This is a genomic window from Streptomyces sp. NPDC003379 (assembly GCF_053589195.1).
The window spans coordinates 52,218-65,319 of the sequence record NZ_JBSFRK010000037.1; the positions used below are offsets into that span (position 1 = coordinate 52,218).

Below are 13,102 nucleotides of genomic sequence, written 5' to 3' on the forward strand. Positions count from 1 at the left end.
AGGCCATGAGCAGCACGACGAGACCTCCCGACCAAGGGCCCCGCCGCCCGGCCTCCGAGCCGGGGCGACGCGGGCCCGGCCTCCGGCGTGCGATCGCGGCGGTCGTCGACGGCCTGCGGACAGCGGGGGCCTCGCTCTCGACGCCCGCCGGCTCGACCGAGCCGCTGCTGGCGGGCGCTCCCAAACGCTGGGTGCGGGCGCTGCCCCATGTGATCGCGCTGGGCTTCGTCGTCGTCCTCATCCCGGTCACCGTCCAGGTAATGACGCATGACTATGGGGTGGCCGGCGGACTGGCGGGTGCCCTGGCCGTCGCCCAGTCCGCTCCGCTGTTCCTCGCGGTCACCCGGCCGCTTCCCGCGTGGTGGATCGTGATCGTCGCGGACCTCATCGGCGCGATCGCCACGATGGCCGCGGACTCCAGCCGTCCCGCCCCCTGGACTCCCATGATCATCGTGGGCTATCTGGTCCTCTGCTGTGCGCTGTCCCTGCGGGAGAGTCGCCGCACGCTCCTCGGTGTCTGGCTGGTCACCGTGGTCACCGGGCTGGTGCTCGGGGCGTTCCGCGGCGGCGGAAGCCAGGACACCGGCGTCCTGCTGACCGTGCTGAGCGGGGCCGTGCTGCTGCTCGGGGCCCTGCTGCGTGAGCGCGGTGACGCCCGGCGCAGGCTCGTCGAGCAGGAGACCATCAGTGAGGCCGAGCGCTCCCAGCGCACGCTTCTTGAGGAACGCGCCCGCATCGCCCGCGAGTTGCACGATGTCGTCGCCCACCACATGTCGGTGATCACCGTCCAGGCGGACTCGGCGCCCTACCGACTCGACGGCCTTCCCGACGCGGCGCGCGAGGAGTTCGGGAGCATAGCGGCGAGTGCCCGGGAATCCCTCACCGAGATGCGGCGGCTGCTCGCGGTGCTGCGCAGCGAGGGGGTGAACGGCGAGCGGGCGCCCCAGCCCGGTCTCGACCGGCTGCCGCACCTGGTCGAGGCCACGATACGAGCCGGTATACCGATCGACCTGTCGCGCCCCGAGCTGGCGATCCTCACACAACTGGCCCAGGTGACACCGGCCGTGGACCTGTCCGCGTACCGCATCGTCCAGGAAGCCCTGTCGAACGTGATGCGCCACGCGCCGGGTGCGCAGACCAGGATCACGCTCAGCCTGGACGACGAGAACCTTCTGATCCTCGTGGTCAACGGCCCTTCCAAGGAGTCCGTCTCCCCGCTGGAGGGCAGCGGCACGGGGCACGGCCTCGTCGGTATGCGCGAGCGCGTACGGTTGGTCGGCGGCACGGTAGACGTCGGGCCGCTGCCCGACGGCGGCTTCCGCGTGGCCGCCCGGCTCCCCCTCCTCCCGAAGGACTCCGGCACCGCATGACCATCCGCGTGATCATCGTCGACGACCAGGCCATGGTGCGGGCGGGGTTCGCCGCCCTGCTGTCGGCACAGAGCGACATCGACGTCGTGGGCGAGGCACCGGACGGCAAGAAGGGTGTCGAGGTCAGCCGCAGCACTCATCCCGATGTCGTCCTGATGGACGTCCGCATGCCGGAGATGGACGGACTCGCCGCCGCCCGCGCCCTTCTGGACCCGCCACCGGGCGTGGTGCACCTGCCGAAGGTGCTGATGCTCACCACGTTCGACGTGGATGACTACGTGTACGAGGCGCTGCGTGCCGGGGCTTCCGGCTTCCTGCTCAAGGACGCGCCACCCGCCGATCTGATCTCGGCCGTACGCGTGGTGGCGTCCGGTGAGGCGCTGCTCGCCCCCTCGGTGACCCGCCGTCTCATCGCGGACTTCGCGAAGCAGCGCCCCGCACCGCGCAAGGACCAGTCGCTTCAGCTCAACGGCCTGACGCCGCGTGAGACCGAGGTATTGGTGCTGATCGCCCGCGGTCTGTCCAACCAGGAGATCGCCGAGCGCCTGGTGCTCGCCGAGCAGACGGTGAAAACCCACATCGGCCGTGTACTCAGCAAGTTGGGGCTGCGGGACCGCGCCCAGGCCGTGATCTTCGCCTATGAGGCGGGCCTCGTCACACCCGGCGAGCAGTAGTCCACCCCCTACCCCGGTATCACCACCGCATACCCCGGTATCACCTGAGAGTTGGCTCCGCGGTGTGACGTGCCGCCACCCACCGTCTCCCTACCTTCACTTCGTCAGGCCACAGCGCGCCACGAAGCGGGGAGGGAGACCGGCCATGCGGCTTCGGTCATGGAAAGCACGGAGCAAGAGGGCGCTGGTCGCCGCCGCGCTCACGACGACGGTCGTGGCCGGCACGGCGGGCTGGACGGTCGGCAATGAACAGCAGCCGCTCACGGGCCCACCGCCAGGCACGAGCTCGTGGCGCGCGGACCATGCCCTCGGGGTGCGGCTGCCGGACCCCGAGACCGCTTCACCCGCCCGTATAGCCGCGTTCTTCGACTCGCTGAGCGTTGCCCAGCGCCAAGAGCTGGTGGCTCGACATCCCTCGGTCGTCGGAAATCTCGACGGAACGCCCATAGCGCTTCGGTACGAGGCCAACTCACGCGGCTTGAGAACCGAGCGGGTACGCGAGCAGGCCCGGTCGACCGATCCCGATCTCACCGTGCAGGACCGTGAGCGCGCCCGAGCCCTGATCGTCCGCTACGACGAACTGCTCACCCACGGTCGGCAGATACTGGCATTCGACCCGCGAGGGCGGGGCCAAATCGCCGAAGTGTACGGGGACTTGGAGCGGACCGAACACGTCTCCATCGTCGTGCCGGGCTCTGACATCGACCTGAACAGCTTCGACCGCGCCAAGGACAAGTACGGCACACCGGCTGGGATGGGCCGCTCCCTGCACGCGGCGGCGGGCGCCCGCACCGCCGTGGTGGCCTGGGTGGGGTACACCACGCCGGTCGGCCTCGGCCCCGACGCCGCCACAGGACGGCTCGCCGAGGCGGGTGCGCCGCGCCTCGCACGCTTCGCGCAGGGCCTGACGGCGTCCGGTGCCCCGCGGCCTTCCGTGTTCTGCCACAGCTACGGCTCGGTGGTGTGCGGCCTGGCCGCTCCCCGGCTCCCCGCGAGCGACCTGGTGGTCCTCGGCTCCCCCGGTATGCGTGCGGACAGCGTGGCCGACCTGCACACCGCCGCCCGCGTCTGGGCCGCCCGGGACGACAGCGACTGGATCGGCAAGGTGCCGAACGTCGAGTTGTTCGGCCTCGGCCACGGCGAGGACCCGACCGCCCCAGGCTTCGGAGCGCGACACGTCCCCGCCGAGCGAGCCGAGGGCCACACCGGCTACTTCGCCCCCGGCACTGACTCCCTGCGGGCCTTCGCCCGCATCGCCGACGGAGGCGACTCCACCGGCAGCACTCAAACCATCGGAGCGCGGACATGAGCCTTCCGACCTTGAGCGGACTGCTCCGGGCGACGTCCGCCATAGACGCCAAGACTCCGCTCCACCGCGACCGCGCCATAGACGGGCTGCGTGCCCTCGCCCTGCTCGCCGTGCCGACCGGGCACTGGCTGCTGGGCGGCTTCACCCTCGACTCCGAGGGCGCACTGCACAACGCGAGCCCGCTGGCCTCGTTCGGCTTCTTCGCACCGCTCAGCTGGGTTCTGCAGATGCTGGGCATCTTCTTCCTCGTGGGCGGCTATGCCTCCACGCTGTCGTACCGCCGGGCGGTGGCGCGCGGTGAGTCGACGGGCGGCTGGCTGCGCGGGCGCCTCGCTCGGCTCGGGCGACCGGTCCTCGGCGTGACGGCGGTCTGGGCCGCGCTGATCCCGGTGCTGTACGCGCTGGGTGTGCCGGGCACGACGCTGCGCACCGCCTCCACACTGGTCATCCAACCCTTGTGGTTCGTGGGTGTCTACACAGTGATCACGGCGCTCACCCCCTGGTGCATACGCGCGGCGGAGCGGTGGGGGGCGTGGGCCGCGGTGCCGTTGCTCGGGTCGGTCGCCGTCGTGGACTTCCTGCGCTACGGCCCGTTCGGGGACGCCATGCCCTCCTGGCTGTCCTTGCTGAATCTGCTGCCGGGCTGGTTGTTCGCCTACCAATTGGGCGTTTCCTGGGGTGAGAAGCGGCTGGGAAAGCGCGGTGCCTGGCTGCTGCTCGTCGGCGGTACCGCTCTCTTCGCCGCCCTGCTCCTCGTCTTCCTCTACCCGGCGTCGATGGTCGGCGTCCCCGACGAGGCCCGTACGAACTCGCATCCGCCGTCGCTGCTGGTCCTCGCCCTGGCCGCCGCGCAGAGCGGCGCGGCGATCCTGTTGCGGGACCGCATCGGCCGGCTGCTGCGCAGGCCCGCTCTGTGGGCGCCGGTCGTCGTGGTCAACCTCTCGGCGATGACGATCCTGTGCTGGCACCAGACGGCGCTGCTCGTCGCGGCCGTGCCCGGCTCGTTCCTCGGCGCGGTACCGGGGCTGACCGCGGGCCCGGACACGCTGGGCTGGATAGCAGCGCGGGTCGCCTGGCTCCCGGTCCTCGCGGCACTGCTGGTGCTGATAGGCCGGTACGCCCGTGGCTTCGAGGCCCCGTGGAAGCGCGCGAGCCACGCGCGGCGGGCGCTCGCCGGACTACTGGCGGCAGGTTTCACGGTCTTCGCCCTGGGTCTCGCGTGAGGGGCCTGGACGGCACCAGGATGCCGACACCGGTATGTCGCAGGTCCGCAGAAGGCGGCGGGCGCCTCCGGCTGGCCTCGCGTGAGGGACCTGGGCGGCACAGGGATGCCGGCACCAGGATGCCGACACCGGTGCGCCGCAGGTCCGCAGAAGGCGGCGGGCGCCTCCGGCCCCGGCTGTGCGGGGGCGGAGGGTTGCCTTGGCTACTCGCGGGCCGCCGAGGTGAAGGTCATGTCGGCGTAGCGGTCGCCCGCGACGTCGGCGGCGATCGGGGCCAGCAGGGCGAGTTCCTCGTCGGTGAGGGTGATGCGGGTGGCCGCGGTGTTCTCCTCGACGCGGACGCGCCTGCGGGTGCCGGGGATCGGCACGACGGGCAGGCCGTGGACCGTGGACTGCTGCTGCACCCAGGCCAGGGCGACCTGCCCGAGGCTCGCGCCGTGGGCGTCGGCGACTGTGCGGACGGGGGCCAGCAGGGCCGCGTTGGCGCTGGCGTTGGCGCCGGTGAAGCGGGGCTGCTGGCGGCGGAAGTCGTCCTCGCCGAGCTCCTTGTCGGCGTTGACGAACGCGCCGGTGAGGAAGCCGCGGCCGAGCGGGGAGTAGGGCACGAGGGCCACGCCCAGGCCGGCCGCCGCGGGGACCACGCCCCGCTCGATGTCGCGGCTGAACAGCGACCACTCCGACTGGACGGCGGCGATGGGGTGGACGGCGTGGGCGGCACGCAGTTCGTCACCGGTGACCTCGCTCAGGCCGAGGTGCTTGACCTTGCCGGCGGCGACGAGTTCGGCCATCGCTCCGACCGTCTCCTCGATGGGGACGTCCGGGTCGCGGCGGTGCATGTAGTAGAGGTCGATGACGTCCGTGCCGAGGCGGCGCAGGCTGGCGTCGACGCTGGAGCGAATGTAGGAGGGAGAGTTGTCGATGCGCCGCTTCGTCGGATCATCCAGGTCGATGGCCAGGGCGAACTTGGTGGCGAGGACGATTTCGTCGCGGTGCGCCTTGACGAAAGGAGCAAGGAACTCCTCGTTCTCGCCCATGCCGTAGACATCGGCGGTGTCGTAGAGGGTGACGCCCAGTTCGAGGGCGCGGTCCAGGGTGGCGCGGGCCTCGTCGGCGTCGGTGGGGCCGTAGGCGAAGCTCATGCCCATGCAGCCGAGGCCCTGGACACCGACCTCGGGGCCGTGGGTGCCGAGCCGAGCCGTGGCGATGCCGCCGGCCGTGTTGTCAAACGTCATCAGGGTTCAGAGCCTCTCCGACGCCTTGCGGGCGCCAGCGTACGTGTCGATCTTGTAGTCGAGGACCGCGAGGGTGTCCTGCAGCTCCGCGATGCGGGTGCGGACGTCGCGCCGGGTCCGCTCCAGGAGTTCCTGGCGCTCGGAGAAGGTGTGCTCGCCTTCGCGCACCAGTTCCGCGTAGCGGACCATGTCCGCCACGGGCATCCCGGTGAGGCGGAGTTTGCCGACGAAAGAGAGCCAGTTCAGGTCGCGGTTGCGGTAGCGGCGCTGACCCGTGTGGGAGCGGTCGATGTGGGGCATCAGGCCGATCCGCTCGTACCAGCGCAGGGTGTAGGCGGTGAGGCCGGTGAAGGCGGCGACCTCGCTGATCGTGTAGTGGTCCTGGCCGTCCGGGCTCGGCGGCCCGGCGGGTGCCGAGACGCAGGGCGCGGGCCTGGGCGCGGGGCGGGCTGGTGCGGGGGTGGTCTCCATCACCGTCATGTCCTCACGCTAAGACCTTGGAGTGCGCTCCAAGCAAGCGGGATCGGAGGAAATCTGGAGAGCGTCTCATTTCTTGGTCAGGCGTTGGTCAGGCGTTGGTCTCAGGCGTCGGCCTCAGGCGTCGGCCTCAGGCATTGGTCAGGCAGTGGCCGGGCAGGAGGGTTCGGGGTCCCACCCGGCGTCGGCCTGGTTCCCGCGGAGGAATTAGGCTCGTCGGCATGCAGAGCTTGGCGATGATCGAGAACTGGCCCGTTCCCACCGCTGCCGCCGCTGTCGTCCGTGCGGACGGGACGGTCGTGGGGGCGCACGGGCCGACGGACCGGCGCTTTGCCCTGGCCTCGGTCACCAAGCCGCTCGCGGCGTACGCGGCTCTGGTCGCGTACGAGGAGGGCGCGGTCGAGCTCGATGAGCCCGCCGGGCCCGAGGGGTCGACGGTGCGGCATCTGCTCGCGCACACCAGTGGGCTCGCCTTCGACGAGCACCGGGTGACGTCGGCGCCGGGGACGCGGCGGCTGTACTCCAACGCGGGGTTCGAGGTGCTTGGGGAACACATCGCCAAGGCGACGGACATTCCGTTCGGGGAGTATCTGCGGCAGGCGGTGCTGGAGCCGCTCGGGATGAGCGCCACCGCGCTGGAGGGTGACGGTTCGCCCGCCAAGGACGGGGTGTCCACCGTCGATGACCTCGTCAAGTTCGCCGCCGAGGTGCAGGCGCCCCGGCTGCTGGACGCGCGGACGGTGGCGGCGGCGATGACGGTGACGTATCCGGGGCTGAAGGGTGTGCTGCCTGGGTACGGGCACCAGAATCCCAATGACTGGGGGCTCGGGTTCGAGATTCGGGACTCGAAGGCGCCGCACTGGACGGGCAGTTCGTCTTCGCCTCGGACGTTCGGGCACTTCGGGCAGGCCGGGACGTTTCTGTGGGTCGACCCGGATGCGGGGGCGGCTTGTGTCGCCCTTACGGATCGGCCCTTTGGGCCCTGGGCGGTCGAGGTGTGGCCCGCGTTCACCGATGCGGTGCTCGCGGAGCTCTGAGGAGGGCTTGCGGGGCTCTGAGGCGGGGATCGCGGGCCAGTCACCAGCCCCGTAGCCCGCCAGTCCGGCAGCCCGCCAGTCCGCCAGCCCGCTAGCCGTCCGTCATCTCCCACACCAGGAGTTCCGCCGGGGCGTCTGCCATGGCTATCGCCTCCAGGGCCGTCTCGTGCGTGAGCCGTGCCGAGTCGCCCGGGGCCAGACGGGTCTCGCCCAGCCGTATTTCGCCGCGCGCCACGTGGACGTACAGGAAGGGGGCGTCCGGTAGGGCGGTGCGTTCGTTCGGGGCCAGGCGGCGGATGTGGAGCAGTGCGCCCGCGCCGGGGATCTCGTACGGGGTCGAGTCGGCGATTCCGTGGACGACCGTGTAGGACGGGTCGCCGCCCGGGGAGAGGGGGGCCAGCCACATCTGGACGAAGACGAGTGGGGTGTCGCCGTCGTTGCGTTCCACGTGGCGCACGCCGCCCGCCGCGGAGAGGTGCTGGACGTCGCCGGGGCGGACGAGGGACTCGTGGCCCGTCGAGTCGCGGTGGGTCAGTTCACCCTCGACGACCCAGGTCACGATCTCGGTGTGGCTGTGCGGGTGTTCGTCGAAGCCCGCGCCGGGCGCGAGGCGCTCTTCGTTGCAGGCCAGGATCGCGCCGAAGCGGAGGTTGTCGGGGTCGTAGTGGGGCCCGAAGGAGAAGGCGTGGAAGGACTCGATACCGGCCTCCGCCTCCCCGCCGCGGTACCGGTCGCCGGAGCGCCGTACATCTGTCACGCACCCCACGTTAGCCCCGGCACCGCATGTGCCCGCCCCGATAAGGCAGTCTTGTCCCCGTGCCCGAACCCTCAGCGAACGAAGCCCACCAGGAGTCCCAGCCGGGTTCCCCGCCCGGGTCCCACCCGGATCCGGGAGCCGGGCCCCGCCAGGACCGCCGCACCCCCCACGCACACACCGCGACCCTGAAGCGCCTGGAGAAGTCGTCAGGGAGCCTCGCGGCGCAGGCCATCGCGCGCATGGACGAGACGCTGTCCTGGTACCGGGCGATGCCGCCGGAGAACCGGTCCTGGATCGGCCTGGTCGCGCAGGCCGGTATCGCCGCGTTCACCGAGTGGTTCCGGCACCCGGACGCGCCCCAGGCCATCTCGACCGACGTCTTCGGCACGGCCCCCCGCGAGCTGACCAGGGCGATCACCCTGCGCCAGACGGTGGAGATGGTGCGTACGACGATCGAGGTGATGGAGTCCGCGATCGACGAGGTCGCGGCGCCGGGGGACGAATCCGTCCTCCGCGAGGCGCTGCTCGTCTACGCCCGCGAGATCGCCTTCGCCACCGCGCAGGTGTACGCGCAGGCCGCCGAGGCACGCGGTGCCTGGGACGCCCGCCTGGAGTCCCTCGTCGTGAACGCGGTGCTCTCCGGAGAGGCCGACGAGGGCGCGGTGAGCAGGGCTGCCGCGCTCGGCTGGAACTCCCCCGAGCACGTCTGCGTGCTCCTCGGCACCGCCCCGGACGGCGACAGCGAGCTGACCGTCGAAGCCATCCGCCGCGCCGCCCGGCATGCGAAGCTCCAGGTCCTCACGGGTGTCCTCGGTGCCCGCCTGGTCGTCATCGCGGGTGGCAGCGACAATCCGCTGGCGGTCGCGAAAGCGCTGATCGGGCCGTATGCCGCCGGTCCCGTGGTGGCCGGGCCGATCGTTCCGGATCTGCTCGCGGCCACCCGTTCCGCGCAGGCGGCGGCCGCCGGGCTCAAGGCGAGTTCCGCCTGGCAGGACGCCCCGCGGCCCGTCCTCGCGGACGATCTGCTGCCCGAGCGCGCCATGGCCGGGGATCCGGCGGCCCGTGAGCAGCTGGTGGAGGAGATCTACAGACCACTGGAGGAAGCGGGCTCCGCGCTCCTGGAGACGCTCAGTGTCTATCTGGAGCAGGCGGCCAGCCTCGAAGGCGCGGCCCGGATGCTCTTCGTGCACCCCAACACCGTGCGCTACCGGCTTCGACGTGTGACTGACGTCACCGGCTGGTCGCCCTCCGATGTGCGCTCCGCGTTCACGCTCCGGATCGCGCTCATCCTGGGGCGTCTGGCCGACAGGGATCCTCAGTCGTAGGGCTTTTGTCGGGCCCCTACAATTCCCCCAGCCGTTCTTCGTCCCTGTCCCCACGGGCGGCTTAGGCCGTCGACAAGAGAGAGTGTGAGAGTGCTCGTACTCGTCGCTCCCGGCCAAGGCGCTCAGACGCCCGGCTTCCTGACCCCCTGGCTCGACCTCCCCGGCGCGGCAGACCGCCTCGGCGCGTGGTCGGACGCCATCGGGCTCGACCTCGCCCACTACGGCACGCAAGGAGACGCGGACGCGATCCGCGACACCTCCGTGGCGCAGCCGCTGCTCGTGGCCGCCGGGCTGCTGTCCGCCGCGGCACTCGGTGACATCACGCCGGGCGCGGTCGCCGGACACAGCGTCGGCGAGATCACGGCCGCCGCGTACACCGGGGTGCTCGGCGAAGACGACGCCCTGCGCCTCGTACGCACTCGCGGGCTCGCCATGGCCGAGGCCGCCGCCGTCACGGAGACCGGCATGGCGGCGCTGCTCGGCGGCGACCCCGAGGTCACCGTCCCGCACCTGGAGAAGCTCGGCCTGACCCCGGCCAATGTGAACGGCGCGGGCCAGATCGTGGCCGCCGGCACCAAGGAGCAGCTCGCCGCCCTGGAGGCCGACAAGCCCGAGGGCGTGCGCAAGGTCGTCGCCCTCAAGGTCGCGGGCGCCTTCCACACGCGGCACATGGCTCCGGCCGTGACGCGGCTTGAGGAGGCCGCCAAGGGCCTCACCATCGCCGACCCGAAGCTCACCTACGTCTCGAACCGCGACGGCAGGACGGTCGCCACCGGCGCCGAGGTGATCGAGCGCCTGGTCGGCCAGGTCGCCAACCCGGTCCGCTGGGACCTGTGCATGGAGACGTTCCAGGAGCTGGGCGTCACCGCGCTGATCGAGGTGTGCCCCGGCGGCACCCTGACCGGTCTCGCCAAGCGCGCGCTGAAGGGCGTCAAGACGCTCGCGGTGAAGACCCCCGACGACCTCGACGCGGCCCGCGCGCTCGTCGCCGAGCATTCCTGAGCCGACGACAGACAAGGAGCCGTAGCGCATGTCGAAGATCAAGCCCAGTCAGGGCGCCCCGTACGCGCGGATCATGGGCGTCGGCGGCTACCGGCCCACCCGTGTCGTGCCGAACGAAGTGATCCTGGAGACGATCGACTCGTCCGACGAGTGGATCCGTTCCCGCTCCGGTATTGCGACCCGCCACTGGGCCTCCGACGAGGAGACCGTGGCCGCGATGTCGATCGAGGCGTCGGGCAAGGCCATCGCCGACGCCGGCATCACGCCCGAGCAGATCGGCGGCGTGATCGTCTCGACCGTCTCGCACTTCAAGCAGACCCCGGCCATCGCGACCGAGATCGCGGACAAGATCGGCGCGGGCAAGCCCGCCGCGTTCGACATCTCCGCGGGCTGCGCCGGCTTCGGTTACGGGCTGACGCTGGCCAGGGGCATGGTCGTCGACGGCTCCGCCGAGTACGTCCTGGTCATCGGCGTGGAGCGGCTGAGCGACCTGACCGACCTGACCGACCGTGCGACGGCGTTCCTCTTCGGTGACGGCGCCGGTGCCGTGATCGTCGGCCCCTCCAAGGAGCCGATGATCGGCCCGACGGTCTGGGGCTCGGAGGGCGACAAGTCCGAGACGATCAAGCAGACCGAGTCCTGGGAGGCGTACCGCAAGGGCACCCTCGACAAGTTCCCTGCGATTACGCAGGAAGGCCAAGCGGTGTTCCGCTGGGCCGTGTTCGAGATGGCGAAGGTCGCCCAGCAGGCGCTGGACGCGGCCGGAATCACCGCGGACGATCTGGATGTCTTCATTCCGCATCAGGCCAACGAGCGGATCATCGACTCGATGGTGAAGACTCTGAAACTGCCGGAGCACGTCACGGTCGCCCGTGATGTGCGCACCACGGGTAACACCTCGGCCGCCTCGATTCCGCTCGCCATGGAGCGTCTGCTGGCGACCGGCGAGGCGAAGAGCGGCGACACCGCACTCGTCATCGGCTTCGGGGCGGGTCTCGTGTACGCCGCCACGGTCGTTACCCTCCCCTAGGCATCACGTACGGATCACCCGGTCCGTACTCAAGACGCCACACCCTCTGGATACATAAGAAGGAGCGCCAACATGGCCGCCACGCAGGAAGAGATCGTCGCCGGTCTCGCGGAGATCGTGAACGAGATCGCCGGCATCCCGGTCGAGGACGTCCAGACGGACAAGTCCTTCACCGACGACCTGGACGTCGACTCGCTGTCCATGGTCGAGGTCGTCGTCGCCGCCGAAGAGCGCTTCGACGTCAAGATCCCGGACGACGACGTCAAGAACCTCAAGACGGTCGGCGACGCGACCAAGTACATCCTGGAGCACCAGGCCTGATCAGGCCGTGCTCAGTCGCCACCCGGCGGTGGCGCCGCTGATCCCCTCAACACCGTGGAGAATTTTCCTGTGAACTCGACCAATCGCACCGTGGTCGTCACCGGTATCGGCGCAACCACACCGCTGGGTGGCGACGCAGCCTCGACGTGGGAGGGCCTGCTCGCGGGCCGTTCCGGCGTCAGCACGCTGGAGCAGGACTGGGCAGCCGAGCTGCCGGTCCGCATCGCCGGTCAGATCGCCGTGGAGCCGGGCGAGGTCATCCCCCGCCCGCAGGCGCGCAAGCTGGACCGTTCGGCGCAGTTCGCGCTGATCGCGGCCAAGGAGGCCTGGGCCGACGCGGGCTACACCGCCAAGGCCGGCGAGGACACCTCCGTCGACCCGCACCGCCTCGGCGCGGTCATCGCCTCCGGCATCGGCGGCGTGACCACGCTCCTGGACCAGTACGACGTGCTCAAGGAGAAGGGCGTTCGCCGCGTCTCCCCGCACACCGTGCCGATGCTGATGCCCAACTCCCCGGCGGCCAACGTCGGCATCGAGCTGGGCGCCCACGCGGGCGTCCACACCCCGGTGTCGGCCTGCGCCTCGGGCGCGGAGGCCATCGGCTACGCGATCGAGATGATCCGCACCGGCCGCGCCGACGTCGTCGTCGCGGGCGGCACGGAGGCGGCGATCCACCCGCTGCCGATCGTCGCGTTCGGCAACATGATGGCGATGTCCAAGAGCAACGACGACCCGCAGGGCGCCTCGCGCCCCTACGACGCGGACCGCAACGGCTTCGTGCTCGGCGAGGGCGCCGGCGTGATCGTCCTGGAGTCCGAGGAGCACGCCAGGGCCCGCGGCGCGAAGATCTACGCGGAGGCCGTCGGCCAGGGCATCTCGGCCGACGCGCACCACATCACGCAGCCCGAGCCGTCCGGCAACGGCATCGCCGCGGCGCTGCAGAACCTGATCGACACGACGGACCTCAAGCCGGCCGAGATCGTGCACGTGAACGCGCACGCCACCTCGACCCCGCAGGGTGACGTCGCCGAGATCAAGGCGCTGCGCAAGGCGTTCGGCGACGACGTCGACCACATGGCGATCTCCAGCACCAAGTCGATGACGGGTCACCTGCTCGGTGGCGCGGGCGGCGTGGAGACCGTGGCCACGGTCCTCGCGCTGAAGAACCGCGTCGCCCCGCCGACGATCAACATCAAGAACCTCGACCCGGAGGTCGACGCGGACGTCGTCCGCGACGAGGCCCGCCCGCTGCCCGAGGGCAGGATCTCGGCGCTGAACGACTCGTTCGGCTTCGGCGGCCACAACGTCGTCCTGGCGTTCAGGAGCGTCTGAGCGTCCCACCTGG

General features: G+C 71.0%; 13 protein-coding genes. 10 read left to right on the forward strand and 3 right to left on the reverse strand.

Annotated elements, in window-relative coordinates; genetic code table 11:
* The first annotated feature begins 5 nt into the window (after positions 1–5).
* The 4 genes from ACWDVB_RS29915 to ACWDVB_RS29930 all read left to right on the forward strand — a co-directional run bounded on the left by ACWDVB_RS29915 (position 6) and on the right by ACWDVB_RS29930 (position 4,576).
* Positions 6–1,370 (forward strand): sensor histidine kinase, encoded by a 1,365-nt coding sequence (locus ACWDVB_RS29915; protein ID WP_451512965.1) that lies wholly within the window; start codon positions 6–8, stop codon positions 1,368–1,370.
* The gene (locus ACWDVB_RS29920) at positions 1,367–2,044 is read left to right on the forward strand and encodes a response regulator (protein WP_451512966.1); all 678 of its coding nucleotides are present in this window, start codon (positions 1,367–1,369) and stop codon (positions 2,042–2,044) included. The genes ACWDVB_RS29915 and ACWDVB_RS29920 overlap by 4 nt, the downstream gene beginning before the upstream one ends.
* Before the next feature lie 145 nt (positions 2,045–2,189).
* The gene (locus ACWDVB_RS29925) at positions 2,190–3,353 is read left to right on the forward strand and encodes an alpha/beta hydrolase (RefSeq protein ID WP_451512967.1); all 1,164 of its coding nucleotides are present in this window, start codon (positions 2,190–2,192) and stop codon (positions 3,351–3,353) included.
* The gene (locus ACWDVB_RS29930; RefSeq protein ID WP_451512968.1) at positions 3,350–4,576 is read left to right on the forward strand and encodes an acyltransferase family protein; all 1,227 of its coding nucleotides are present in this window, start codon (positions 3,350–3,352) and stop codon (positions 4,574–4,576) included. Before ACWDVB_RS29925 ends, ACWDVB_RS29930 begins: the two co-directional genes overlap by 4 nt.
* Positions 4,577–4,779: 203 nt before the next feature.
* Here the strand turns inward: ACWDVB_RS29930 and ACWDVB_RS29935 are convergent, their stop codons facing one another.
* Entirely contained in the window at positions 4,780–5,808 is a 1,029-nt protein-coding gene (locus ACWDVB_RS29935) for an aldo/keto reductase (RefSeq protein ID WP_451512969.1), read from the reverse strand.
* A 6-nt stretch (positions 5,809–5,814) separates the two neighbouring features.
* Positions 5,815–6,288, reverse strand: a complete 474-nt coding sequence (locus ACWDVB_RS29940) for a MerR family transcriptional regulator (protein ID WP_451512970.1) — start codon at positions 6,286–6,288, stop codon at positions 5,815–5,817.
* 218 nt (positions 6,289–6,506) lie between these two features.
* On the opposite strand from ACWDVB_RS29940, the gene ACWDVB_RS29945 reads away from it, so the two are divergent.
* On the forward strand, positions 6,507–7,322 hold the full coding sequence (locus ACWDVB_RS29945; RefSeq protein WP_451512971.1) for a serine hydrolase domain-containing protein: 816 nt from the start codon (positions 6,507–6,509) through the stop codon (positions 7,320–7,322).
* A 91-nt stretch (positions 7,323–7,413) separates the two neighbouring features.
* On the opposite strand, the gene ACWDVB_RS29950 is transcribed toward ACWDVB_RS29945, so the two are convergent.
* Entirely contained in the window at positions 7,414–8,079 is a 666-nt protein-coding gene (locus ACWDVB_RS29950) for a pirin family protein (RefSeq protein ID WP_451512972.1), read from the reverse strand.
* A 59-nt stretch (positions 8,080–8,138) separates the two neighbouring features.
* Here ACWDVB_RS29950 and ACWDVB_RS29955 point away from each other — a divergent pair, with 59 nt between their 5' ends.
* The 5 genes from ACWDVB_RS29955 to fabF all read left to right on the forward strand — a co-directional run bounded on the left by ACWDVB_RS29955 (position 8,139) and on the right by fabF (position 13,089).
* On the forward strand, positions 8,139–9,404 hold the full coding sequence (locus ACWDVB_RS29955; protein WP_451512973.1) for a PucR family transcriptional regulator: 1,266 nt from the start codon (positions 8,139–8,141) through the stop codon (positions 9,402–9,404).
* 90 nt (positions 9,405–9,494) lie between these two features.
* Positions 9,495–10,406 (forward strand): ACP S-malonyltransferase, encoded by a 912-nt coding sequence (locus ACWDVB_RS29960; RefSeq protein ID WP_451513217.1) that lies wholly within the window; start codon positions 9,495–9,497, stop codon positions 10,404–10,406.
* Between the two features lie 28 nt (positions 10,407–10,434).
* On the forward strand, positions 10,435–11,436 hold the full coding sequence (locus tag ACWDVB_RS29965; protein ID WP_451512974.1) for a beta-ketoacyl-ACP synthase 3: 1,002 nt from the start codon (positions 10,435–10,437) through the stop codon (positions 11,434–11,436).
* Between the two features lie 72 nt (positions 11,437–11,508).
* A complete protein-coding gene (locus ACWDVB_RS29970) occupies positions 11,509–11,757 on the forward strand; it encodes an acyl carrier protein (protein WP_398117214.1) in 249 nt (82 codons plus the stop codon).
* Positions 11,758–11,826: 69 nt separating this feature from the next.
* Complete coding sequence (gene fabF, locus ACWDVB_RS29975) at positions 11,827–13,089, forward strand: beta-ketoacyl-ACP synthase II (RefSeq protein ID WP_451512975.1); 1,263 nt, start codon at positions 11,827–11,829, stop codon at positions 13,087–13,089.
* Positions 13,090–13,102 lie beyond the last annotated feature (13 nt).